General features: G+C 63.1%; 25 protein-coding genes and 1 riboswitch. Of the genes, 7 read left to right on the plus strand and 18 right to left on the minus strand.

Going from position 1 to position 24,633, the window contains the following annotated elements:
* The first annotated feature begins 192 nt into the window (after positions 1-192).
* A complete protein-coding gene (locus tag M1E16_RS20405) occupies positions 193-1,017 on the plus strand; it encodes an SDR family oxidoreductase (protein WP_458128234.1) in 825 nt (274 codons plus the stop codon).
* A gap of 19 nt (positions 1,018-1,036) precedes the next feature.
* Here M1E16_RS20405 and M1E16_RS20410 read toward each other — a convergent pair whose 3' ends face one another.
* From M1E16_RS20410 to cobO, 10 genes are all read right to left on the minus strand, one after another.
* On the minus strand, positions 1,037-1,768 hold the full coding sequence (locus M1E16_RS20410; RefSeq protein ID WP_458128235.1) for an adenosylcobinamide-GDP ribazoletransferase: 732 nt from the start codon (positions 1,766-1,768) through the stop codon (positions 1,037-1,039).
* A gap of 2 nt (positions 1,769-1,770) precedes the next feature.
* Complete coding sequence (gene cobC / locus M1E16_RS20415; RefSeq protein WP_458128236.1) at positions 1,771-2,346, minus strand: alpha-ribazole phosphatase family protein; 576 nt, start codon at positions 2,344-2,346, stop codon at positions 1,771-1,773.
* Entirely contained in the window at positions 2,343-3,398 is a 1,056-nt protein-coding gene (gene cobT, locus M1E16_RS20420) for a nicotinate-nucleotide--dimethylbenzimidazole phosphoribosyltransferase (protein ID WP_458128237.1), read from the minus strand. Before cobT ends, cobC begins: the two co-directional genes overlap by 4 nt.
* Positions 3,395-3,916 carry a bifunctional adenosylcobinamide kinase/adenosylcobinamide-phosphate guanylyltransferase gene (cobU, locus tag M1E16_RS20425; RefSeq protein WP_458128238.1) on the minus strand — a complete coding sequence of 174 codons (522 nt, stop codon included), beginning with the start codon at positions 3,914-3,916 and terminating at the stop codon, positions 3,395-3,397. The genes cobT and cobU overlap by 4 nt, the downstream gene beginning before the upstream one ends.
* A 132-nt stretch (positions 3,917-4,048) precedes the next feature.
* Entirely contained in the window at positions 4,049-5,500 is a 1,452-nt protein-coding gene (locus M1E16_RS20430) for a cobyric acid synthase (RefSeq protein WP_458128239.1), read from the minus strand.
* Positions 5,497-6,489, minus strand: coding sequence for a threonine-phosphate decarboxylase CobD (cobD, locus tag M1E16_RS20435; RefSeq protein WP_458128240.1), 993 nt, complete (start codon positions 6,487-6,489; stop codon positions 5,497-5,499). The genes M1E16_RS20430 and cobD overlap by 4 nt, the downstream gene beginning before the upstream one ends.
* Complete coding sequence (cbiB, locus tag M1E16_RS20440; protein ID WP_458128241.1) at positions 6,482-7,390, minus strand: adenosylcobinamide-phosphate synthase CbiB; 909 nt, start codon at positions 7,388-7,390, stop codon at positions 6,482-6,484. The genes cobD and cbiB overlap by 8 nt, the downstream gene beginning before the upstream one ends.
* Positions 7,387-8,037, minus strand: coding sequence for a 5,6-dimethylbenzimidazole synthase (bluB, locus tag M1E16_RS20445; RefSeq protein WP_458128242.1), 651 nt, complete (start codon positions 8,035-8,037; stop codon positions 7,387-7,389). Before bluB ends, cbiB begins: the two co-directional genes overlap by 4 nt.
* A complete protein-coding gene (locus M1E16_RS20450; RefSeq protein WP_458128243.1) occupies positions 8,034-9,413 on the minus strand; it encodes a cobyrinate a,c-diamide synthase in 1,380 nt (459 codons plus the stop codon). The genes bluB and M1E16_RS20450 overlap by 4 nt, the downstream gene beginning before the upstream one ends.
* A gap of 11 nt (positions 9,414-9,424) precedes the next feature.
* Positions 9,425-10,036, minus strand: a complete 612-nt coding sequence (gene cobO, locus M1E16_RS20455; protein ID WP_305499435.1) for a cob(I)yrinic acid a,c-diamide adenosyltransferase — start codon at positions 10,034-10,036, stop codon at positions 9,425-9,427.
* Positions 10,037-10,118: 82 nt separating this feature from the next.
* Positions 10,119-10,333, minus strand: a riboswitch (cobalamin riboswitch).
* Positions 10,334-10,492: 159 nt separating this feature from the next.
* Between cobO and M1E16_RS20460 the strand changes: the two genes are divergently transcribed.
* Together M1E16_RS20460 and M1E16_RS20465 are read left to right on the plus strand one after the other, a co-directional pair.
* On the plus strand, positions 10,493-11,077 hold the full coding sequence (locus tag M1E16_RS20460) for a hypothetical protein (RefSeq protein WP_434629064.1): 585 nt from the start codon (positions 10,493-10,495) through the stop codon (positions 11,075-11,077).
* Positions 11,078-11,286: 209 nt separating this feature from the next.
* Entirely contained in the window at positions 11,287-12,597 is a 1,311-nt protein-coding gene (locus M1E16_RS20465; protein ID WP_458128244.1) for a PQQ-dependent sugar dehydrogenase, read from the plus strand.
* 125 nt (positions 12,598-12,722) lie between these two features.
* On the opposite strand, the gene M1E16_RS20470 is transcribed toward M1E16_RS20465, so the two are convergent.
* The 5 genes from M1E16_RS20470 to M1E16_RS20490 form a co-directional block, all read right to left on the minus strand.
* The gene (locus M1E16_RS20470) at positions 12,723-13,256 is read right to left on the minus strand and encodes a C40 family peptidase (protein WP_434629060.1); all 534 of its coding nucleotides are present in this window, start codon (positions 13,254-13,256) and stop codon (positions 12,723-12,725) included.
* Positions 13,257-13,422: 166 nt separating this feature from the next.
* Positions 13,423-14,049, minus strand: a complete 627-nt coding sequence (locus M1E16_RS20475) for a C40 family peptidase (protein ID WP_434572429.1) — start codon at positions 14,047-14,049, stop codon at positions 13,423-13,425.
* 214 nt (positions 14,050-14,263) lie between these two features.
* A complete protein-coding gene (gene hda, locus M1E16_RS20480; RefSeq protein WP_003178999.1) occupies positions 14,264-14,968 on the minus strand; it encodes a DnaA regulatory inactivator Hda in 705 nt (234 codons plus the stop codon).
* Positions 14,969-15,137: 169 nt separating this feature from the next.
* Complete coding sequence (locus M1E16_RS20485) at positions 15,138-16,211, minus strand: AI-2E family transporter (RefSeq protein WP_305499429.1); 1,074 nt, start codon at positions 16,209-16,211, stop codon at positions 15,138-15,140.
* A gap of 32 nt (positions 16,212-16,243) precedes the next feature.
* Positions 16,244-17,302: a DUF2066 domain-containing protein gene (locus M1E16_RS20490; RefSeq protein ID WP_458128245.1), complete on the minus strand. Its 1,059-nt coding sequence runs from the start codon at positions 17,300-17,302 to the stop codon at positions 16,244-16,246.
* A gap of 365 nt (positions 17,303-17,667) precedes the next feature.
* On the opposite strand from M1E16_RS20490, the gene purM reads away from it, so the two are divergent.
* The 4 genes from purM to M1E16_RS20510 all read left to right on the plus strand — a co-directional run bounded on the left by purM (position 17,668) and on the right by M1E16_RS20510 (position 20,677).
* Positions 17,668-18,726, plus strand: a complete 1,059-nt coding sequence (purM, locus tag M1E16_RS20495) for a phosphoribosylformylglycinamidine cyclo-ligase (protein WP_434572426.1) — start codon at positions 17,668-17,670, stop codon at positions 18,724-18,726.
* Positions 18,726-19,376, plus strand: a complete 651-nt coding sequence (gene purN / locus M1E16_RS20500; protein ID WP_458128246.1) for a phosphoribosylglycinamide formyltransferase — start codon at positions 18,726-18,728, stop codon at positions 19,374-19,376. The genes purM and purN overlap by 1 nt, the downstream gene beginning before the upstream one ends.
* An 8-nt stretch (positions 19,377-19,384) precedes the next feature.
* Positions 19,385-20,098: a DUF3108 domain-containing protein gene (locus tag M1E16_RS20505; protein WP_305499421.1), complete on the plus strand. Its 714-nt coding sequence runs from the start codon at positions 19,385-19,387 to the stop codon at positions 20,096-20,098.
* Positions 20,099-20,482: 384 nt separating this feature from the next.
* Positions 20,483-20,677, plus strand: a complete 195-nt coding sequence (locus M1E16_RS20510; protein ID WP_458128247.1) for a hypothetical protein — start codon at positions 20,483-20,485, stop codon at positions 20,675-20,677.
* A gap of 135 nt (positions 20,678-20,812) precedes the next feature.
* Here M1E16_RS20510 and M1E16_RS20515 read toward each other — a convergent pair whose 3' ends face one another.
* The 3 genes from M1E16_RS20515 to relA all read right to left on the minus strand — a co-directional run bounded on the left by M1E16_RS20515 (position 20,813) and on the right by relA (position 24,593).
* Positions 20,813-21,352, minus strand: a complete 540-nt coding sequence (locus tag M1E16_RS20515; RefSeq protein WP_305499418.1) for a DUF2058 domain-containing protein — start codon at positions 21,350-21,352, stop codon at positions 20,813-20,815.
* Positions 21,353-21,378: 26 nt separating this feature from the next.
* Entirely contained in the window at positions 21,379-22,212 is an 834-nt protein-coding gene (gene mazG / locus M1E16_RS20520; RefSeq protein ID WP_434601574.1) for a nucleoside triphosphate pyrophosphohydrolase, read from the minus strand.
* Positions 22,213-22,346: 134 nt separating this feature from the next.
* Positions 22,347-24,593 carry a GTP diphosphokinase gene (relA, locus tag M1E16_RS20525; RefSeq protein WP_434601575.1) on the minus strand — a complete coding sequence of 749 codons (2,247 nt, stop codon included), beginning with the start codon at positions 24,591-24,593 and terminating at the stop codon, positions 22,347-22,349.
* Between the last annotated feature and the right edge of the window lie 40 nt (positions 24,594-24,633).

A 24,633-nucleotide genomic window follows, 5' to 3' on the forward strand; every position in this document is an offset into this window, starting at 1 on the left:
AAAGAGCATCAGGGGTAGGCCTTGGTTTCCCGGGCTGTCACCCATGGCCGCGGAAAGGTCCTACAGGAATCCGGGAAGGATCCTATATGCATTGGGAAACAACTTGTCTTAACTGCGTGCGGTTCTTGAACGACAGCGACCCGCTTTCCGTAACACTCAACCGCGTCCCCAGACAAGCACAGGAGCACCGCAATGTCCCTCTCCGGTAAAACCTTGTTCATCACTGGCGCCAGCCGCGGCATCGGCCGCGAGATCGCCCTGCGCGCCGCCCTTGATGGCGCCAATATTGTCATCGCCTCCAAGAGTGCCGAGGCCCATCCAAAACTCCCCGGAACCATTTTCAGTGTGGCCGAAGAAGTCGAAGCCGCCGGCGGCAGGGCCTTGCCCCTGCAACTGGACGTGCGCGACGAGACGGAGGTAGGCGCGGCCATGGACAGGGCCGCCGAACACTTCGGCGGTATCGATGCCCTGGTCAACAACGCGGGAGCGATTCGGCTCATGGGCGTCGAGCACCTTGTGCCCAAACGCTTCGACCTGATGTATCAGATCAACACGCGTGCAGTGATGGTCTGCAGCCAGGCGGCCCTGCCCTACCTCAAGCGCAGCGGCGGCGGCCACATCCTCAACCTCTCGCCACCGCTGAGCCTGTCGTCCCGCTGGTTCGCCCAGCACGCACCCTACACCGTCACCAAGTACGGCATGAGCATGCTCACCCTCGGCATGAGCGATGAGTTCGAGAAATACGGCATCAGCGTCAACTCGTTGTGGCCGAAGACCATCATCGCCACCGCCGCCATCGAGTTCGAACTCGGCGGACGCCAGGCCTTCAAGCGCGCCCGAACCCCCGCGATCATGGCCGATGCCGCCCACGCCATTCTCTCCAGCAGCGGTCGCCACATCACCGGCCGCCTGCTGATTGATGAAGAGCTGCTGGCGGAACAGGGCCAGACCGAGTTCGGACAGTATCGCTACGACCCGCAAGGCGGCCCGCTGACACCCGACCTGTTTGTCGATTGATCTCGGCGCCGTCCTGTAATCAGCTCAATGCCCAACCCACCAGAACCGCCATCTCCAGCAGTTCCAGCAAGGCCCCCGCCGTGTCTCCGGTGCACCCGCCCAAGCGGCGCAGCATTATCCGGCGCAAGCCGATAAAGCCCAGCGCCGCGATCAGCAACGCCACCAGGCCGGCCCAGCCCGCCACCAGCCCGGAGGCCAGCGCAACGGCGCACAGCACCTGCCAACCGGCGCGGCGTGGCAGGTGGTCGGCGAGCGCCTGGCCCAAGCCACCGGCACGTACATAGGGCGTGGTGAGGAACAGCGCCAGCAACGCGCCACGCCCGAGTACCGGCACGATGAGCAGCGCCAAGGTCTGCTGCTGTTCGATCAGCGCCAGCAACGCGCTGAACTTGAGCAACAGCACCAGCACCAGGGTGATCACCGCGATCGGTCCGCTGCGCGGATCCTTCATGATCAGCAGCGTGCGTTCGCGATCACCGAAACCACCGAGCCAGGCGTCCGCGCTGTCCGCCAGGCCATCGAGGTGCAGGCCGCCACTGAGCAACACCCAGGCCATCAGCAGCAGCGCCGCATGCAGCAGCAACGGTGCGCCTGACAACCAGGCATCGAGCCCGCAGAGCAAGCCGCCGAACACCACCCCTACCAGCGGATAGAACAGCAGCGAACGACCTAGTTGCGCAGGTTCGGGCATGCCCGGCAAGCGCACCGGCAGGCTGCTGAGAAATTGCAGGGCGATCCAGAAAGGCAACATCTTCAGACCGCCTCTTCGAGGACTGGACCGGACGCCACCGAGAGAGAAAACAGCGCGCCGTGGGCGACTTCGACATTGAGCAATTGCTCGCGCGGCAGACCGCGGGCGCGAGCCAGCAGCAGCCGCATCACGCCGCCATGGCTGACCAGCAGGATGCGCTGCCCGGCGTAGGCTTGATGCAAGCGTTCGAGCGCCGCCAGCACTCGCGCCGAGAATTCGAGTACCGGCTCGCCTTCCGGCGGCGTGAAGCCGTAGGGATCGGCCCAGAACCGCCCCAGCGCCTCGGCGTCAGTCTCCATCAATGCCGCCGCGCTGCGGCCTTCCCAGGCGCCGAAATGCAATTCCTGCAGGTTCTTGTCCAGCTCCACCGGCAAGCCCAGTCGCGCGCCCAGCTGTTCGGCGAAACGCGCGCAGCGCTGCAAGGGCGAACTCACCAGCCGATCCCACGGCCCGCCCGCTGCGACTGCCGCGTGCATCTGTTCCCAGCCTCGTGGCGTCAGGGCGTCGTCGAGACTGCCGCGCAGCCCGCCGCCCAGTTCGGTCTCGCCATGGCGCAACAGGTCCAGGCGCAAGGTCATGCCGGGCGATCCGCCACGGCCGCTTCGGCGAAGGTCGCCATCTGCCCGTGGAGGTCACAGGCCAGGCGCAACAACGGCACCGCCAGCGCCGCCCCGCTGCCCTCGCCCAGGCGCAAGCCCAGGTCCAGTAGCGGTTCGGCAGCGAGGGTTTCCAGCACGTGGCGGTGTCCCGGTTCGGCGCCACGGTGGGCGAACAACAACCAGGGCCGGCACGCCGGATTGAGCCGCACCGCCACCAGGGCGGCGACGCTGCAGATGAAGCCATCCACCAGCACGGCGATGCCCTGCTGCGCACAGGCCAGATAGGCGCCGACCAACGCGGCGATTTCAAACCCGCCAAGGTTGCACAGCGTTTGCAGCGGGTCGCCGTTCGACCCACCGTGCACGGCCAGGGCTCGTTCGATGACCTGGACCTTGCGGCTGATACCCGCCGCATCCAGCCCGGTGCCCGGCCCGACCAGATGCGCCACCGGGCAATCGAGCAAGGCACAGGCCAGCGCGCTGGCCGCCGTGGTATTGCCGATGCCCATCTCGCCACCGATGAACAGTTGCGTGCCGCTGGCAGCGGCGCGCATGGCACTGTCGCGTCCGGCTTGCAGGGCCTGTTCGCCCTGGGCCAGGGTCATGGCCGGGCCTAGGAGGAAATTGGCGGTGCCCGGGCCGACCCGCAAATGCCGCACGCCGGGCAAGTCCAGCGAAGGCGTCACGGTGCCCAGGTCGACGACTTCCAGGCAAGCGTCCAACCGCCGAGCGAGCACGCTGATGGCCGCGCCGCCGCTGACAAAGTTGAGCAGCATCTGCCCGGTCACTTCCTGGGGATAGGCCGAGACGCCTTCGGCCACCACACCGTGATCGCCGGCAAAAATCGCGATCCACAATTGTTCAAGGCTCGGCTTGACCTGCCCTTGCAGGCCCGCCAGCTGCACCGCCACCGACTCCAGGCGCCCGAGGGAGCCGGCCGGTTTGGTCAGTTGTTGTTGCCGCGCCATCGCTTGCTCCAGCACTTGGCTATCAACAGGCTTGCACGGGTCCAGCCACCAGCGGTGATTCATAACGCAGTACCTTTGAGAGTCAGGGGCAGGCCGGCAACGGTCAGCACGACGCGCTGGCAACGTTCGGCCAAGGCTTGATGCAGCCAACCGGCTTCATCGACGTAACGGCGAGTCAGCTCGCCCAGCGGCACGACACCCAGGCCGGTCTCGTTGCTGACAAAAATGATTTCACCGGGCAGCGCGCCGATGCAGTCCAGCAGGGCTTCGCGCTCGGCAGCCAGTCGGTCGGCATCGTCGAGCATCAACAGGTTGGTCAGCCAGAGGGTCAGGCAATCTACCAGCAGGCAGCGCTCCCTCGCGGCGGTTTCGCGCAATACCTGTGCCAGCGCCAGCGGTTCCTCCACCAACGCCCAATCGGCCGGGCGCCGGGCGCGATGCTGGGCGACACGCTGGTTCATCTCGCCGTCCAGGGGTTGGCTGGTGGCGATGTAGGTCACCGGCAAGCCGGTGCCTGCCGCGAGTTTTTCAGCCAGGCGACTCTTGCCGGAGCGGGCGCCGCCGAGGATCAGTTGCAGCATGGGTCGTTCTCTTTCAAATAGGCGGTGTCGGTGCTGGCCCCTTCGCGAGCAGGCTCGCTCCCACAGGGATTATGTACACCGCAAGGCCCATGTGGGAGCGAGCCTGCTCGCGAAGGGGCCTTCTCAACCACCTCAAATCCCACAGAGTTCACGCAACACCCCGGTATCCAGATGCCGCTCCACCAGATCCGCCAACCGCTCGATATCCCGCTCGCGCAACCCGTGATAATCCACCGCCTGCACGTCCTGCATGCCCGCCCAGCGCAGCAACGCGCTGCTCGCCGCTGGCGTTTCAAACAGCCCATGCAGATAGGTGCCGAAAATCTGTCCGTCGAGGCTTCGGGCGCCGTCGCAACGGCCGCCGTCCAACGTCACCGCAGGGTTTTCCAGGGCCGGGCCAGTGGTCACACCCGCATGAATCTCGTAGCCGCTGACCTCGGCATCCTCCAGGGCCAACCGCCCGCGTACGTTGCGCAACTGCTTCTCATGCTCCAGCGTCGTCTCGAAGTCCAGCAGGCCCAGCCCGGCACTCGAACCGGCCGCGCCTTCCAGCCCGAGCGGATCGTGAACCTGGCGGCCAAGCATCTGCAAACCACCGCAGATGCCCAGCAACTTGCCGCCGTAGCGCAGGTGCCGATTGATTGCCGTCTCCCAGCCGTTGGCGCGCAGGTAGGCCAGGTCGCTGCGCACGCTTTTCGAACCGGGCAGGATGATCAGGTCGGCCGGCGGGATGGTCTGGCCGGGGCCGATGAATTGCAGGTCGACCTGCGGGTGCAGGCGCAGCGGATCGAAATCGGTATGGTTGCTGATGCGCGGCAGCACCGGCACCACAACCTTGAGTACCTGTTCGGCCTTGTCGGCCTGACGCTGATCGAGACCGTCCTCGGCTTCCAGGTGCAGGTCCAGCACATAGGGCAATACGCCAATCACCGGTTTGCCGGTGCGCGCTTCGAGCCAATCCAGGCCGGGTTGCAGCAACGCCAGGTCGCCACGAAAACGGTTGATGATGAAACCTTTTACCCGGGCCTGTTCGCTGGGCGAAAGCAACTCAAGGGTGCCGACCAGGTGGGCGAATACGCCGCCGCGATTGATGTCGGCGATCAGCAGCACCGGGCAATCGACGGCCTCGGCAAAGCCCATGTTGGCGATGTCGCCGGCACGCAGGTTGATCTCCGCCGGCGACCCCGCGCCCTCGACCATGACCACCGGATACGCCGCGCGCAAACGCTCATGGGAAGCCAGCACCGCTTGCATCGCGATGGCCTTGTAATCGTGATACGCCACGGCGTTCATGCTGGTCACGGCGCGGCCATGGATGATGACCTGGGCACCGGTGTCGCTGTTGGGCTTGAGCAGCACCGGGTTCATGTCGGTATGCGGTTCGAGGCCACAGGCCTGGGCCTGGACCGCCTGGGCCCGGCCGATTTCGCCGCCATCGGCGGTCACCGCGCTATTGAGCGCCATGTTCTGCGGCTTGAATGGCACCACGCTCACGCCCTGGCGCCTGACCCAGCGGCACAGCGCCGTGACCAGCGTGCTTTTGCCGGCATCGGAGGTGGTGCCCTGCACCATCAAGGTGGTCATTGAATGTCCTTGGCGTAGGCCTCGAAAGCCTGTTCGAGACGCAGGAATTCTGCGTCATTGGCCGGCAGCCCGAAGCGCAGACTGTTGGTGTTGATGAACAGCCGCAGGAGAATGCCGCGATGGGCCATGAATTCATAAAGGGCCCGGGCGTGCTCGGTAACCAGCCACTGGAACAACCCGCAACCGCCATCAGGCTTGAAACCGTAATGCTCGAGCAGCAGCGCCAGGCGCTCGCTGGTTTCTTCGCAACGCTGGCGCTGGCGGGCGTGGGCCTCGGTATCCAACAGGCACGCCTGGCCCAATATCCGCGTCGGCCCGCTGACGGCCCACGGCCCGACCTGTTCGGCGAGCAGCTTAAGCAAGCGTCGCTCGGCCAGGACGAACCCGAGGCGAACCCCGGCCAGGCCGAAAAACTTGCCGAACGAGCGCAGCACGATCAATCCGACCTGATGGGCGTAGGCGGCAAGGCTCAGGTGCGGCGTGATATCCATGAACGCTTCGTCCACCACCAGCCAGCCACCCCGCTGGGCCAGCCGCGCATGCCAATCCAGCAGGCGTTCGGGGTCCAGGCTCAGGCCGGTGGGATTGTTCGGGTTGACCACCACTAGTACGTCGAGGCTGTCGAGGAAGAAATCCACTTCCGCTTCCAGCACTTCGCGCACGATGTAGCCGCTGCGGCGCCAGGCTTCGGCGTGTTCGGCGTAACAGGGCGACAGGACCCCGACCTTGCCCGCTCGGCGCAGGCGCGGCAGCAGTTGGATGGCCATTTGCGAACCGGCCACCGGCAGCACATGCGTCGCTTCGTAATAGTCGCAAGCGGCCTGTTCCAGACCATCGTCGGTCTCGGGCAGGCGCGCCCAGGCGCGCATTGGAATCGCCGGGATCTCGAACGGCCAGGGCGCGAGGCCACTGGACAGGTCGAGCCAGTCAGCCTCGGCAATCCCGTATTGCCGGGCGGCGTTGCGCAGTCGTCCACCATGCTCAAGCATAAAACTCGGCTCCGAGGCAGAGAATCAGCAGCCATAACCATACGCCGCGTTGCACCAATTGCCAGCCTCGGTCAATCGAATCGGCACTCGCCGGCACGCCCTCGCCCAATGGCGGGCGTTGATGCAGTTCGCCGTGATACACCGCCGCGCCCCCCAGCTCCACACCCAGCGCGCCGGCACCGGCGGCCATCACCGGCCCGGCATTCGGGCTGTCCCAGGTCGGCCCCTGGCTGCGCCAGCATTTGAGTGCCAGGCGGGTCTTGCCGAGCACGGCGTAGGTCAACGCCACCAGGCGCGCGGGAATGTAGTTGAGCAGGTCGTCGATTTTCGCCGCCGCCCAGCCGAAACGCTCGAAGCGCTCGTTGCGATAGCCCCACATGGCGTCGAGGGTATTGCTCAACCGGTACAACACCACGCCAGGCGCGCCGGCCACGGCGAACCAGAACAGCGCGGCGAACACCGCGTCGCTGCCGTTTTCCAGGACCGACTCGGTGGCGGCGCGGGCGACGGCGGTTTCGTCCAGCTCGGCGGTTTCGCGACTGACCAGGTAACCGACGCGCCGGCGCGCCTCGTCCAGCTCACCGCTGCGCAGCGCCCGGGCCACCGGCTCGACATGCTCGCCGAGACTGCGCAGGCCGAGGGCGCAATACAGCGCCAGAATCTCCACCAGCCAGCCAATCATCGGTGCCCAGGACAGGGCCGTGGCGAGCAAGGTCAGCGGCACCACGGCGATCACCCACGCCGTCACTCCATGGCTGCGCCAGCCACGCCCGCCGGAGTTGAAACGTTGTTCGATGCGATCGGCAAAGCCGCCGAACGCCACCAGCGGATGCCAACGCCGGGGCTCACCCAGCAGCGCATCCAGCGCCACCGCGGCGGCACTGAGCAACGCTACGCTCATGGGCGCACTCCCCAGTGGTTTTCATACAGCAATTCAGTGAGCGGACGCGGTTGCGCCCAGCCTTCCAGGGCCAGCATCGGCGCTGGGTAGAAGCCTTTGACCGGCCCCAGGCACAGGACCGCCAACGGCTTGGCCCCGGCGGGCAGGCCCAGCAGGTCAGCCAGGGCCTGAGGCTCGAACAGCGACACCCAGCCCATCCCCAGCCCTTCGACGCGGGCCGCCAGCCACAGGTTCTGGATGGCGCAGGACAGCGAGGCCAGGTCCATTTCCGGCAAGGTCCGGCGACCGAATATGTGCCGCTCGCGGTCGTCCATCAACGCCGCCACGAGCACCTCGGCACAATCGCTGATGCCTTCGACCTTGAGCTGCATGAATTCATCGCTGCGCTCGCCCAAGGCTTCGGCGGTGCGGATGCGTTCCTCTTCCACCAGTCGCTGGATCTGCCCACGCAAGGCTCGGTCGCTGATACGGATGAAGCGCCACGGTTGCATCAGCCCGACGCTGGGCGCCTGGTGCGCGGCTTCCAGCAGACGGCGCAGCAACGCCGGCTCGACGGCGCCACCGCTGAAGTGGCGCATGTCGCGGCGTTCGGCGATGGCGCGATAGACGGCTTCGCGTTCGGCTGAAGAGAAAGCGTTGTCAGTCATGACGGCTTCGCGAGCAGGCTCGCTCCCACAGGGTTCAGGTGATCAAATGTGGGAGCGAGCCTACTCGCGAAGACGCCCCCAGGATCGGGCGCAAGCAACGCGGCAATCGCCCCGGGATTGGACGGAAAGTAAAAATGCACATAGGAAGCCGTCATCCGCCCCAGGCGGAAAACCGCCTCAGCCCCTCGCCCACCGTTCGGGCTGTGCCCACGGGCGATCGGCTCAAGTTCAGTGCTGGTCAAGGAGTGATGATAGGTATGCCCGCGCAGGGTGCCTTCCGGCAGCTCGACTGATTGCAACGCCAAGGCCGCAAGGCGCTTTTGCATCTGCGCTTCACCGCTCAACAGGCCGAGCAGCTCGGCGCGATTGCCCTCGACGTCGGTCAATGAATCGAGCAGGTAGAGCATGCCACCGCATTCGGCGAGCAGCGGTTTGCCGGCTGCGTGGTGGGCACGGATCGCCGTCAGCATCGGCACGTTCCGCGCCAGTGCAACGTGGTGCAGCTCCGGGTAACCGCCAGGCAGATACAGGCTGTCCGCCTCGGGCAGTTCGATGTCATGAATAGGGGAAAAGAAGGCCAGTTGCGCGCCCATGGCCCGCAGCAGGTCGAGGCTGGCGCCATAGGTGAAGGCAAACGCTTCGTCACGGGCGACGGCGATGCGCACACCGTCGAGCCACGGCTCAACGGTCGTCAGTTCGGGCGCGGCGAACTCGACCTGGGGCGGCAACGCCACTTCACAACTGCTGGCCAGTGCTTCGGCCGCTGCGTCGAGGCGAACGTCCAGGTCATTCAGTTCGCTGGCCTGGACCAGTCCGAGATGGCGGCTCGGCAACTCGATGCCGGTTTCCCGCGAGAGCGCGCCGTACCAGCGCAGGCCTTCGGTCAGGCTGCCTTCGAGCAATTGCGCGTGGCGCAGGGTGCCGACCCGGTTGGCCAGTACGCCAGCGAACGGCAAGTCCGGCTGATAACGGGCCAGGCCCAGGGCCAGGGCGCCGAACGTCTGGGCCATGGCGGTGCCGTCGATCACGGCCAGCACCGGCACGCCGAAGTGGCGCGCCAGGTCAGCGCTGGACGGGGTGCCGTCGAACAGCCCCATCACGCCTTCGATCAGGATCAGGTCCGCTTCGGCGGCGGCTTCCCACAACAGTCGGCGACTTTCCTGCTCGCCGACCATCCACATGTCCAGTTGATAGACCGGTGCGCCACTGGCGCGCTCAAGGATCATCGGATCAAGGAAATCAGGTCCGCATTTGAACACACGCACCTTGCGCCCCTGGTTGCGATGCAACCGTGCCAGTGCCGCAGTGACGGTGGTCTTGCCCTGGCCGGAAGCCGGCGCGGCAATCAACACCGCCGGACAGTGGCGGCTGGTCATCGAAGCATCATTCACAGTTCGACGCCTTTCTGCGCCTTGATGCCGGCCTGGAAGGCATGTTTGATCATGCCCATTTCGGTCACGGTATCGGCCAGCTCGATCATTTCCGGCTTGGCACCCCGGCCGGTAACCACCACGTGTTGCATCGGCGGACGGGCCTGCAGATCGCTCAACACCTGATCGAGATCGAGATAACCGTGCTTGAGAGCGATGTTCAGCTCATCAAGCACCACCAGGCCAATCGATGGATCGCCGAGCAGTTGCCGCGATACCGCCCAGGCCGCTTCGGCGGCGGCGATGTCGCGCTGACGATCCTGGGTTTCCCAAGTGAAGCCTTCGCCCATGACGTGAAAGCGCACCTGCTCCGGGAAGCGTCGGAAAAACAGCTCCTCGCCGGTGCTGTTGCGCCCTTTGATGAACTGCACCACGCCGCACTGCATGCCGTGGCCCATGGCACGGGCGAGCATGCCGAACGCCGAACTGCTCTTGCCCTTGCCGTTGCCGGTCAGCACCAGCAGCAGGCCACACTCGTTCGGTGAATTGGCGATGCGCTCGTCAATCACGGCTTTCTTGCGCAGCATGCGCGCCAGGTGGCGTTCGTCGCGATCGGGCGTATCGGTCATGAGGGGAGCTCTCCGTTGGGACTGGATAACGGCGGGCGGGCAGAAAAAAGGACGGCAGCGAGCCTGGCATCGCCCACCGTGATGCCGTTGGATGAATCAGGCCGGTCTCCGGGCTCATGAGCGGCGTGATGCCTGGCTGCGCGCCTTCCCATGTCTTGCGACACAGTGGCCTAGGCACAGCGTTGACTCATTTACCGTTGCGGGGGCAGCGCCGGGTTCGCGTTCGCTCACCGGCTTCCCTGTTTCACTCTGTCGGCCGCGACCGCGCCACAGAGCACCTGAAACAAGCCGCGAAGGTTAGAGGGTTGGGGATTGAGCGTCAATTAAAGCCGCCACCTGTATCCGCTCGTTGGCTGGCCCTGATCAATAAACTGACAGCGATCTTGTGTGAAGCTGCGGCAAGTGATATCAAATAGACACTACGACCCGATATCACAAGAACAAGAGGGCAAACGCATGCAAGGCATGATCATCAGCAATCCGAAGCTGGAGTTTCTACGCCCGGTGCTGGAACGCTGGTTCGACTGTATCGATCGCTACAACGCCGTGCGCGGCGATAACGACACCCCCTACTGGCATGATCAAAAAGCCAACCTCGGGTTGCTGTCTGCCGCTGCCTGGATGGCTGAGATGGTCACGCTGCAGAACGCAGCGACGCGCAAGCAGAACGAAGAAGGCGAACGCAACGTCAGCGCCGACCTGTTCATTGCCAGCGCCGATGAGCGCGCCTTTATCCAGGCCACCCAGCGCTGGCCGAAGGTCAACAACCTGAACCTGACCCAACCCTTGCTCGAAGCCGCCAGCGACGCCAAGCGCATCAGCTACGCCAGCGACCTGAAACTGGGCTGCCTGTTCGTTGCCCCGCAAAAAGCCCAGCAAAGCGCCACGCCAGAAGAGTTGCAGGACATGATCGACGACCTGCAGAAGGAGAACACCTGCGCCGTGGCCTGGTACTTCCCCTACGCCTATCGCAAATTGCGCAACGAGGCGGGCCAGTATCATCCGGGCATTGCGCTGCTGCTGAAACAGGCGCACGGCTGATTCATGGATCTGTGGGAAAACATGTGGGAGCGAGCCTGCTCGCGAAGACGGTGCAACAGTCGACATCGATGTTGCCGGATGTAGCGCTTTCGCGAGCAGGCTCGCTCCCACAAAGGAATCTGTTTGCCTGACTGTTGTTACCCACCGTTGAACCATCCCACGTCTACGCTCCTCTATGAGTAACCACATGCACTCATAGGGAAGCCCGCATGCTCAAGCCACCTCATCTGTTAATCATTGCCCTGGCTACGGGGCTTGTCGCGTGTGGCGAGTCTTCCACATTGCAGGTTTCCGACGGCACCGGCCCGTCGCCGAAACTGCCCGAGCCGAACAAGACTTTGATTCCCACGGTGAATATCGCCGAAGCGGTCGGCTGGCCGGACGGCGCCAAGCCAACCCCGGCCCAAGGCCTGCAAGTAGTCGCGTTTGCCGAAGGGCTGGATCATCCGCGTTGGCTTTACGTACTGCCCAATGGCGATGTGCTGGTGGCCGAAACCAACGCCCCGCCCAAGCCCGACGATACCCAGGGCATTCGTGGCTGGGTCATGAAAAAAGTCATGGGCCGGGCCGGTGCCGGCGTGCCCAGCCCCAACCGCATCACCCTGCTGCGAGACGCCAATCACGATGGCGTCGCCGAGACCCGGACGATTTTCCTGGAGAACCTCAATTCGCCGTTCGGCATGACCCTCGTCGGCAATGACCTGTATGTGGCCGACACCGACCGGTTGATCCGCTTCCCATACAAGGAAGGCGACACACAGATCAAGGCACAGCCAACCAAGGTGGTCGACTTGCCGGGTGGCACTTTGAACCACCACTGGACCAAAAACGTCATCGCCAGCCGGGACGGCAGCAAGCTGTATGTGACCACCGGTTCGAACAGCAACGTTGGCGAGAACGGCATGGAAGCGGAAGAAGGCCGGGCGGCGATCTGGGAAGTCGACCGGGCCACAGGCACCCATCGCATCTTCGCCGCGGGCCTGCGCAATCCCAATGGCCTGGCGTGGGAGCCACGCAGCGGTGCGTTGTGGACGGCGGTCAACGAACGGGACGAGATCGGCAGCGACCTGGTGCCGGACTACATCACGTCGGTCAGGGATGGCGGCTTCTATGGCTGGCCTTACAGTTATTACGGGCAGAACATCGACGTCCGGGTCGAGCCGCAAAACCCCGAGCTGGTGGCCAAGGCCATCGCCCCCGACTATGCGGTGGGCCCGCACACCGCCTCCCTGGGGCTGAGCTTCGCCGAGGGCAGCAAATTGCCCGCGCCGTTCACCGAAGGGGCTTTCATCGGGCAACACGGTTCCTGGAACCGCAAGCCCCACAGTGGCTACAAAGTGATTTTTGTTCCGTTCAGCGGCGGCAAACCGGTCGGCCAACCGGTGGATGTGTTGACCGGTTTCCTCAATGCAGACGAAAAAGCCCAGGGCCGGCCGGTGGGCGTGGTGGTCGACAAGCAAGGCGGGTTGTTGGTGGCGGATGATGTGGGGAACAAGATCTGGCGGGTGTCAAAAAACTAAAGCTGAAAACCCGTGGCGAGGGAGCTTGCTCCCGCTCGGTTGCGTAGCGACCGCTAAAAGCTTGGGGCTGCTGCGCAGCCCAGCGGGAGCAAGCTCCCTCGCCACAAGAGCCTACCCGGCAGAAATCAGGGATTACGCGCCAGGTGCTCCGGCTGTAGTACGCGCTTGGCGCCCAGGTAGGCTTTCTGCCAATAGGCCTTGGACAGACTGTCGAGCTTGACCGTCCCGCCCGTGGCCGGCGCATGGACGAAACGCCCCTCCCCGACATAGATTCCGGCATGGCTGACCTGGGAGCCGCCATTGGTGGCGAAGAACACCAGATCGCCGCTCTGCAACGCATCCTTGCCGACTTCCGGCGCGCGCATGCTGATCATTTCGCGCGTGGAGCGTGGCAGCGAGATGCCGGCGGCGTCACGGTACACATAGCCGATCAAGCCACTGCAATCAAAACCTGAATCCGGCGTGTTGCCGCCCCAGCGATAAGGCGTGCCAACCAGGCCCAACGCCCGGAACAGCACGTCTTCGGCGGCGGGAGAAAAAGTCTGGGAAGGTGCGAACACCACCGGAGCCCGCACTGGCGCGGGCGGCGGGGTGCGACTGGCGCACGCGCTGAGCAGTGCAGCAAGAAACATGAGAGCGAGGCGGGCCGACGTCGACATAGGCACAACAATCCTGATCTGGATGCGGCTATTTCTGCCGTGGAGATGGAAACAAGTCCGCCCGCGTAGTACGCAGGCGGATTGCCATCAATCAATGATCATGGATTCTAGCGGCTATGGGCCAAACTTCAAGTAAGACTTTAAGTTTGCCCTACAAACTGTGCGTTTACTTGCGAGCCGTCACTACAGTCGGTGCCATGGCGAGGGCACGCTTGGCTTCGATGAAGGTCTTGCTCCAGTAGCTGTCGCCCAGGCTGTCGATTCGCACCCCACCGCTGCGGCGGCTGCTGGAGTGGATGAACTGGTTGTCGCCCAGGTAGATACCGGCGTGGCTGACGCGACCGCGACGACCGTTGGTGCTGAAGAACAGCAGGTCACCGGGTTCGAGCTGGTTGCGAGCGACCAGCGGGGCCTTCACGTTGATCATCTCACGCGTGGAACGCGGCAGGGTCATGCCCGCTTCTTCGCGAAACAGGTAGCCGATGAAGCCGCTGCAGTCGAAGCCGGCTTCGGAGGTCCCGCCAAAACGATAACGTGTGCCGATCAACGACATGCCGCGCTCCAGGATGCTGTCTGCCAGCACTGGAAGCTGATAAGGCTTGCTGCCGGCGAAGTCTGCCAGCTCTTTGTCGGAGGCCATTTCTTCCTGGAACGCAACGGCGGAAGACTGGGCGGTAACGGTGTTATTGACCTGTGGTTGGGGCGCTTGCTGGGTCACTGGGGAGTGGGCAGCGCAACCGAACAACAGGGTAACGAGTGCGAGAGGCACGAGGGGTGCGAAGCGATTTAGCATGGGCACGACCGTGGCTGAGGTAGTAAAGATGGCGAGACTATGCCTTCTATCAACCTCATTTGCAAATTCAATCGATGCAAATGTGACTTCTTGATTTCTCGTTTACATCTAAGCGCTTAAGCCCGTATTGAGCGGCTTGCAGGCCTCCAGCCCAGTAAAACCGCGGGCTTCGTCGGGTCAAGAAGAGGCTTTAAGCCATCATCTCGCGACCGTTTTACCAGCCTAAAGTTTCTTTCAAAAAAGGAATGGTCAGCTTGCGCTGGGCCTGGAGTGAGGCCTGATCGAGACGTTCGAGCAATTCGAACAACGCGCTCATGCTGCGGGTGCCACGGGTGAGGATGAAATGCCCGACCTCGTCGGTCAGGTGCAGGCCGCGTCGAGATGCACGCAATTGCAACGCGCGAAGCTTGTCTTCGTCGGAAAGCGGGCGCATCTGGAAGATCAGCGCCAGGGTCAGGCGGGATTTCAAGTCGGCCAGCTTCACTGGCAACTCCCGTGGCGAGGTCGATGCGGCAATCAACAGGCGCCGGCCACTGTCGCGCAACCGGTTGAACAGATGGAACAACGCCTCTTCCCAATCGGCCTTGCCGGCCACTGCCTGGAGATCATCCAGGCAGACCAGTTCGTACTGCTCCAGGTTGTCGAGGATTTCCACGCCGCGATCCAGCAGCTCAGCCAGTGGCAGGTACACGGCAGGCTCACCCAACTGCTCGAAGCGCAAGCACGCCGCCTGTAACAGATGCGTGCGCCCTACCCCGTCCTTGCCCCACAGATAGATCAGGCTCTCGGTCCAGCCGGCGTCGGCTTCGCAAAGCCGCTCGACATAGCCGAGTGCAGCGGCATTGGCGCCTGGGTAGTAATTGATGAAGGTGGCGTCGTCACGCAGACGCACACCAAGGGGCAGCTGAATCGGTTTCATGCTGACTGAACGGTTCCAAGGGAACCATTAGTGGCCTCTGTGTAAAGTTTGCAAAGTTTATACCCGTGGCGCGGACCGCACAATGCGCCGGACCACGAGCAAAATCAAAGGTTTGCAGCAGCAAGGGCACGGAGCGTCAGTTTCCCTGACGCCGCGCCTGCCATTTGCCCTAGAGGTCGGGGTCCTCTGCGCCGCTATATATGTCGGAATCCTTGTACAGATCGTGCATATGACGCACCAGGACCATGATCACCGCCGCCACCGGCAGCGCCAGCAGGATCCCGGTGAAGCCGAACAACTCGCCACCCGCCAGGATCGCGAAGATCACCGCCACCGGGTGCAAGCCGATACGGTCTCCCACCAGCAACGGCGTCAGCACCATGCCCTCCAGCGCCTGCCCGACCATGAACACCGCGACGATGCCGACCATGGGATACAGGTCGCCGCCAAACTGGAACAGCCCGGCGATCAACGCCGCGCCAATCCCTATAACAAACCCCATGTAGGGCACGATGGCCGCCAACCCGGCGATCAGGCCGATCAACAGGCCCAGCTCCAACCCTACCAGCATCAGCCCCGCCGCGTAGATGAAACCCAACGCGACCATGACCAGCAACTGCCCCCTGACAAACGCCCCTAGCACTTCGTGGCATTCGCCAGTCAGCGTCATGATGCGCTCTTCGCGATGACGCGGCAGCAGGCTGCGGATCTTCGCCATCATCAGGTCCCAATCGCGCAGCAGATAAAAGGCCACCACGGGAATCAGCACCAGGTTCGCCAGCCAGCCGATCAGCGCCAGGCTCGAAGCCGTGGCCTGGCTCAATACCACGCCGACGATATCGGTGGTCTGCCCCATGTGCTCACTGATGGCGGCCTTGACCTTGTCGAACTTCCAGAAGCCGTCCGACAGGCCCAGCTTCGATTGCACCCAAGGCACTGCGGTGTGCTGCAGCCAATCGAGCATCTGCGGTGCCAGCTCGTACAGGCGCACCAGTTGCTTGGCCAGCATGGGTATCAGCACCAGCAGCAGAGCGCTGACGATCAAGGTAAACAACGCGAACACCGCCACCACGCCCCAGGTCCGGGACAGCCCGAGCTTTTCCAGGCGATCCACCACCGGATCGAACAGATAGGCCAGTAACAGCGCAACCAGGAACGGCGTGAGGATCGGGTGAAGCAAGTAGATAAATGCAATCAGCAGGGCGACCCCACCCAACCAGAACCAACGCCGCGTATCGCCCATGAACCACTCCTGCCCCTATAAAAGAAAGAAAACTACCAGCGGAATCGCAAGTTAGCCGCCGGCGACGGTGTCGGTGTCGCGACCGGAACCGTTCCGTCGGCGGCCGGCTGCGCCGCAGGCGCTTGCGCGACGGCTTCACCCGGCGGCAATTCCTGCAGTTTGGCCAGGGCCAGTTGTGCCTTCAATTGCTCGGCGCTGCCGTTGACCTTGTAGACGATCATGTCGCCCTCGACCCGCTGCACCTGGCCAGCGAACGGTTCGAGCAGACGCCCCAGCGCTGCATAACGTTCCAGATTCATGCCTTGGACTTCCAGTAACTGCTCGGTCGCCACGCCCGGCTTGGCCACGAAACGCGGCGCCAGGCGCTGGCTCACCGCCAACATCACGGCATCGGCCAGCGCAGCGGGATCGGCGCCCTGGGCGCTGCCCTGCTCGCGCTGGTCGCCCAGCCACAGGCGCCAGGTGGCCTGCCACTGACCTCCCTCCTCCTTGGCATGGACCGCCAGCAAGGCATCCGAGCCATACCGGTCCGACGCCTCACGCAACGGCGCAGGGTCGTTGCCTTGCAACGTCGGCGCGGTGGCGACAATCTGCTCGCTCAAGTCCGCCAACGGCAAGTGCAACGGCAAGCCCCGGTGTTGGGCCGCGCGGCGCAGAGGCGTGGCGCTGGCCTGGCCATCGCCGACCAGGCTGGAGCCTTCTGCCGAGTCATTCAGCCACCAGCCTAGAATCGATGGACGATTCGCGCCCCAGAGCGGCAGCCCCGCCGAACGCAATGCCCGGTCGGTGCTGGCGGGATCGAAGTCCACCTGCAGGCTTTCCGGAGGACCGGCCTCGTAGCCGTACTGCAGAATGATCTGCTGCGGGTCCTTGCGGATCGCCGCCAGGCCTGGATTCTGCGCGGCCTTGGCGTCGCCGGTCAGGCGCAGCACCAGGGTGTCCAACGCTCGCAACGTTGCCTGGTTACGCTCATCCGGCGCCTGGCTGCTGACCGGCTCGCGCACCTGATAAAGGTTATTGAGGGTTTCGGCATGGCTCGCCAGGCTGATCAGCGACAGGCAGCCCATGGACAAGAATTTGAGAAGACGCATGGAAGATTCCCGGACATAACGGCTGGCACCGGCCGTGTGGAGAAGATTGAGCATGGCTGTGACCACGGCACCGGGGAAAACATTCACCACCCGGCGCAGTTTTCTACTGTCATAACCATAGCCGCTTACCGCTACACCTTATACAGACGCGTCGCCCAGTACCAATACAAGAAATAACGGTTTTTTTTGGCGGATATGTCCCTGCCCGTCGGCGCGAGGATGGCCGCTGGTCCACAAGCCTGATAAAATCGCGCGCCTTCGCAGACCGGCAATGGCTGGGCACCCGGAATAATTCGTACAACGGTTATTCAATGGCCCCGGCGATCGGTCGTTACCCAGAAATCCCCCCTTTAAAGGCCTGGATCATGAGCAAGCAACCCTCCCTGAGCTACAAGGACGCCGGTGTAGACATCGACGCCGGTGAAGCATTGGTCGAACGCATCAAGAGCGTCGCCAAGCGCACCGCGCGCCCGGAAGTCATGGGCGGCCTGGGCGGTTTCGGCGCCCTCTGCGAGATCCCGGCCGGCTACAAGCAACCGGTCCTGGTCTCGGGTACCGACGGCGTCGGCACCAAGTTGCGCCTGGCCTTGAACCTGAACAAGCACGACAGCATCGGCATCGACCTGGTGGCCATGTGTGTGAATGACCTGGTGGTCTGCGGCGCCGAACCACTGTTCTTCCTCGACTACTACGCCACCGGCAAACTCAACGTCGACACCGCCGCCCAGGTCGTGACCGGCATCGGCGCCGGCTGTGAATTGTCCGGCTGCTCCCTGGTCGGCGGCGAAACCGCTGAAATGCCAGGCATGTACGAAGGCGAAGACTACGACCTGGCCGGTTTCTGCGTCGGCGTCGTGGAAAAGGCCGAGATCATCGACGGCTCGAAAGTCGCCGCCGGCGACGCCCTGCTCGCCCTGCCATCTTCCGGCCCGCACTCCAACGGCTACTCGCTGATCCGCAAGATCATCGAAGTCTCGGGCGCCGATATCGAGAACACCCAGCTCGACGGCCAGCCACTCGCCGACCTGCTGATGGCCCCGACGCGCATCTACGTCAAGCCCCTGCTCAAGCTGATCAAGGACACTGGCGCCGTCAAGGCCATGGCCCACATCACTGGCGGCGGTCTGCTGGACAATATCCCGCGCGTGCTGCCAAAAGGCGCCCAGGCCGTGGTCGACGTGGCGAGCTGGACCCGCCCGGCGGTGTTCGACTGGCTGCAGGAAAAAGGCAACGTCGATGAAACCGAAATGCACCGCGTGCTGAACTGCGGCGTGGGCATGGTCATCTGCGTGGCCCAGGAGCACGTCGAAACCGCGCTGAACGTCCTGCGCGACGCGGGCGAGCAGCCTTGGGTCATCGGCCAGATCGCCACCGCGGCCGAAGGCGCCGCACAGGTCGAGCTGAAAAACCTCAAGGCACACTGATGCCCGCAACCTGTGACGTCGTGGTGCTGTTGTCCGGCACCGGCAGTAACCTGCAGGCCCTGATCGATAGTACGCGGACCGGCGACAGCCCGGTCCGGGTCCGCGCGGTGATTTCCAACCGCGCCGATGCCTACGGCCTGCAACGTGCCAAGGAGGCGGGTATCGATACCCGCGTCCTCGATCACCAGGCGTTCGACGGCCGCGAGGCCTTCGATGCCGCGCTGATCGAACAGATCGACGCCTTCAATCCGCAACTGGTGGTCCTGGCCGGTTTCATGCGCATCCTCAGCGCCGGTTTTGTGCGTCACTACCAGGGCCGCCTGTTCAATATCCATCCGTCGCTGCTGCCCAAATACAAAGGGTTACACACTCACCAGCGTGCGCTGGAGGCCGGTGACACGGAGCATGGCTGCTCGGTTCACTTTGTCACCGAGGAACTCGATGGCGGACCACTGGTCGTACAGGCAGTAATACCGGTAGAGTTGCACGACACGCCGCAAAGCCTGGCGCAACGGGTCCACGCCCGCGAACACCAGATCTACCCGATGGCCGTGCGTTGGTTTGCCGAAGGCCGGCTGACACTCGACGATCGCGGAGCCTCACTGGACGGCCAGTTGCTCGCCGCCAGCGGCCATTTGATTCGATACTAGGAGATTTTATGCGTCGCGCCCTGCTCTTCGCTTGCGCTCTGCTTGCCCTGCCCCTGGCACAGGCCGCAGACCTTCAACCGTTCTCCGCCAGCTATACCGCCGACTGGAAACAGCTGCCCATGAGCGGCACCGCCGAGCGCAGCCTGACCAAGGAGGCCAACGGCACCTGGAAGCTGAGCTTCAAGGCATCGATGATGATCGCCAGCCTGACCGAAGAAAGCACCCTGACCCTGGACAAGGACACCCTGCTGCCGCAGTCCTATCACTTCGAGCGCGGCGGCCTGGGTAAAGCCAAGAAAGCAGACCTGGATTTCGACTGGAACGCCAAGATGGTCACCGGCACCGATCGCGGTGACGCGGTCAAGCTGCCATTGAACCGCGGCATGGTCGACAAATCCACGTACCAACTGGCCCTGCAGCACGACGTGGCGGCCGGTAAGAAAAGCATGAGTTATCAGGTCGTCGATGACGGTGAAATCGATACCTATGACTTCCGCGTGCTTGGTTCGGAAAAAGTCGACACCAAGGCCGGCCAGATCGACGCCATCAAGGTCGAGCGCGTGCGCGACCCGACACAAAGCAAGCGCATCACCGTGCTCTGGTTCGCCAAGGACTGGGATTACCTGCTGGTACGCCTGCAGCAAGTCGAGACCGACGGCAAGGAGTACAACATCATGCTGCAGGACGGTACGGTCAACGGCAAGGCTGTGAAAGGCAGCTGATCAGTGCCGAATGTTAAAAAGCCCCGCAGATGCGGGGCTTTTTGTTGCCCGAGTTTCAAGCCCACCACCTATACCTGTGGGAGCGAGCTTGCTCGCGATAGCGGTGGGTCAGCTTGCATCGATATTGAATGTGCGACCGCTATCGCGAGCAAGCTCGCTCCCACAGGGGTTTTGCTTTCACTCAAGGCTTGCCGCTACAACATGAAATTTTCTTCATGAACGCCACCTGCGACCAAACGCCGCGCCCTGCCTGGCCTGCACGAGGGCTACACGCTTCATGAAAACTTCTTAATCGCCCCGGCCATTTACTTAGCTCGCTATCCAAATCTATAACAAAACCCTGCACACGCCTTGCTGCAGATAACAGAGATTGGAGCTTGCAAGATGACTGTGAAAGTAACTGAACGCGACGACGCCCACATGTCCCACGAAGGTATTGCCGCCGGTATCCAGATCTGGGATGTGCATCAACAGGATCTGCTGGTGGGCATGTTCCATTCCGAGACGGACGCTCATAACTACAAGGCCGAGCTGGAACGTGAGGAGCGGCAGCGTTTGCGTGAGACCGTAGAATCCTGAACCACACAAAACACCTGTGGGAGCGGGCTTGCTCGCGAAGGCGGAGTGTCAGGTAACGATTATGTCGACTGATCCACCGCTTTCGCGAGCAAGCCCGCTCCCACACTAGGTTTTGCGTTTAGCTTGCTGCCCCGCTTACCACATCAAATCATCAGGAATCTGATACGCCGCGTACGGATCATCGGCATCCACTTCTTCGGTCTGGGTGTTGAGCTGGACGATGCGCTTGGGGTCGCGTTCCTGGATCTTCAGCGCCGCTTCGCGCGGGATCACTTCATAGCTCCCGGCATGATGGACGATCGCCAGGGAACCGCTGCTCAGCTTGTTACGCATCAGCGCATTGACCGAGATGCGCTTGACCTTCTTGTCGTCGACGAAGTTGTAGTAGTCATCGGTGGTCAGCTTCGGCAGGCGCGACACCTCGATCAATTGCTTGATCTGCGCGGCACGGGCCTTCTGCTCGGCCTTTTCCTGCTGCTGGCGGTTCAGTTCCTGGTCGCGCTTGACCTTCTCGGCCATGGCTTCCTGGGCCGCACGCTGCTGGGAGTCGTCCAGTTCGACCTGGCCTTTGTGGGCCAGGCGTTGCTGCTTCTGTTTCTCTTTGCCGACCTGCTTGGCCTGCTTTTGGTTGACCAGCCCTGCTTTGAGCAACTGGTCGCGAAGGGAAAGGCTCATGGTGCTTACTCACTTAGGCAACGGCCTCAGCCACAGCTGGGCAAATTCTTTTCCTGACGTTTGGCTTCGCCCCACAAGGCGTCCAACTCTTCGAGGGTGCAATCTTCCATGGGACGGTGGGTCTCGCGCAATGCCTGTTCGATAAATCGGAAACGTCTTTCAAACTTTGCGTTGGCGCCGCGCAGGGCCGTTTCGGGGTCCACCTTCAAGTGCCGAGCCAGGTTCACCACGCTGAACAGCAGGTCGCCCACCTCATCGCTGATGGCCGCGGTGTCATTGTCCGCCATGGCTTCGAGCACTTCGTCGAGCTCTTCACGGACCTTATCGAGCACCGGCAGCGGTCCCGGCCAATCGAAACCGACCTGGCCGGCACGCTTCTGCAACTTCGCCGACCGCGACAAGGCCGGCAATGCCGCCGGTACATCATCAAGCAGTGACAACTGCTCGGGCACCGAGGCCTTCTCGGCGCGCTCCTCTGCCTTGATTTCCTCCCAACGCTGCTTGACCTGCTCTTCGCTCAGGCGCGGGGTATCCACGGCTGCGTAAAGGTCACCGGTGGGAAACACATGGGGATGGCGGCGAATCAGCTTGCGGGTGATGCTATCGACCACGCCGGCGAATTCGAAACGGTTTTCTTCCCGGGCCAGCTGGCTGTAATACACCACCTGGAACAGTAAATCGCCCAATTCACCTTGAAGGTGATCGAAGTCGCCGCGCTCGATGGCGTCGGCCACTTCGTAGGCTTCCTCCAGGGTGTGAGGGACGATGGTTGCGTAGGTTTGCCTGATGTCCCACGGGCAGCCGTATTGCGGGTCGCGCAAGCGGTTCATCAGGTGGAGCAGGTCTTCAAGGCTGTACATCAATCATCCCACCACAAAAAATCCCTGTGGGAGCGAGCCTGCTCGCGAAAGCGGTACATCAGTCAAAACATACCAGCTGACACACCGCCTTCGCGAGCAGGCTCGCTCCCACATTTCTGGACTGTGCCTGACCTTCAGCCCGGTGTCCGATTACGCCGGGTCTCGATGATGTTCGGCAACTGGGAAATCCGCCCCAGCAACCGCCCCAGTGCATCCAGCCCCGGAATCTCGATGGTCAGGGACATCAGCGCGGTGTTGTCCTCCTTGTTCGAGCGGGTGTTGACCGCCAGCACGTTGATCCGCTCGTTGAGCAGCACCTGGGACACGTCACGCAGCAGGCCGGAACGGTCGTAGGCGCGGATGATGATGTCCACCGGGTAGGTGAGCACCGGCACCGGGCCCCAACTGACCTGGATGATCCGCTCCGGTTCGCGACCGGCCAGTTGCAGCACCGAGGCGCAATCCTGGCGGTGAATGCTCACGCCACGGCCCTGGGTGATGTAGCCGACGATCGCATCCCCCGGCAGCGGCTGGCAGCAGCCCGCCATCTGGGTCATCAGGTTGCCCACGCCCTGGATCTGGATGTCGCCGCGCTTGCCGGGCTTGTAGCCGGTGGCCTTGCGCGGGATCAGTTCCAGTTGCTCGTTGCCGCGTTCCGGCTCAACCAGTTGCTGGGCGAGGTTGACCAGTTGCGCCAGGCGCAGGTCGCCGGCGCCAAGGGCGGCGAACATATCCTCGGCGGTCTTCATGTTGGCTTTTTCAGCCAGTTTGTCGAAATCCACCTGCGGCAAGCCCAGGCGACTCAGCTCGCGCTCGAGCAGGGTCTTGCCGGCAGCGACGTTCTGGTCACGGGCCTGCAACTTGAACCAATGGACGATTTTAGCTCGCGCGCGCGAAGTGGTGATGTAGCCCAGGTTCGGGTTCAGCCAGTCGCGGCTCGGCGTGCCGTGCTTGCTGGTGATGATTTCGACCTGCTCGCCGGTCTGCAGGCTGTAGTTGAGCGGCACGATCCGCCCGTTGATCTTGGCGCCACGGCAGTTGTGACCGATCTCGGTGTGCACCCGGTAGGCGAAGTCCAGCGGCGTCGAGCCCTTGGGCAAGTCGATGGCGTGGCCGTCGGGCGTGAAGATGTAGACCCGGTCCGGCTCGATGTCGACCCGCAGCTGTTCCGCCAGGCCGCCGATGTCACCCAGTTCCTCGTGCCATTCCAGCACCTGGCGCAGCCAGGAGATTTTCTCTTCGTAATGGTTGGACCCGGACTTGACGTCGGTGCCCTTGTATTTCCAGTGGGCGCAAACCCCCAGCTCGGCTTCTTCGTGCATGGCATGGGTGCGGATCTGCACCTCCAGCACCTTGCCTTCCGGGCCGATGACCGCAGTGTGCAGCGAGCGGTAGCCGTTTTCCTTCGGGTTGGCGATGTAGTCGTCGAATTCCTTGGGAATGTGCCGCCACAAGGTGTGGACGATCCCCAGCGCGGTGTAGCAATCGCGCATTTCCGGAACCAGCACGCGCACGGCGCGAACGTCGTAGATCTGGCTGAATTCGAGGCCTTTGCGCTGCATTTTGCGCCAGATCGAATAGATGTGCTTGGCCCGGCCGCTGATATCGGCTTCTACGCCGGTGGCCTGCAATTCCTCACGCAACTGAGTCATGACATCGGTAATGAAGCGCTCGCGATCCAGCCGTCGTTCATGCAACAGCTTGGCGATCTGCTTGTACTGGTCAGGCTCCAGGTAGCGGAAGGACAAGTCCTCCAGCTCCCATTTGATGTGACCGATACCGAGACGGTGGGCCAGCGGCGCGTAGATGTCGAACACCTCACGGGCGACACGGTTGCGTTTTTCATCGTCGGCTGATTTCACGGCGCGGATCGCGCAGGTGCGCTCGGCCAGCTTGATCAGCGCGACACGCACGTCGTCGACCATGGCCACGAGCATCTTGCGCAGGTTTTCCACCTGGCCCTGGGTACCCAGGACCATGGACTGGCGCGGGCTGAGGCTGGCGCTGATGGCCGCCATGCGCAGAACGCCGTCGATCAGCTTGGCGACCACGGTGCCGAAACGCTGGTTGACCATCGGCAGCTGGATCTGCCCTTCACGCACGCCGCGGTACAGCACCGCGGCGACCAGCGAGTCCTGGTCGAGCTTGAGGTCGGCGAGGATTTCGGCGATCTCAAGGCCCGTCTGGAAACTCGAGGTGCCTTCGGACCACAGGTTCTTCGCCGCGTTGTGTTGCTGTTCTGCCTCGCGAGCGAACTCGCAGGCTTGCTTCAAGGCTTCGCGATCCAGTGCCGGATCGATACTGACCGCGTGATCGAGCCAAGCCTCGAGATTGATACTGCCGTCGGTGTTGATCGGCTGGTGTGCTCTCACCTGTACCATCTTTACTTACCTTCCCTATGACGCAGATTCAATGCGTCCA

Source organism: Pseudomonas sp. Z2-11, from assembly GCF_054161305.1.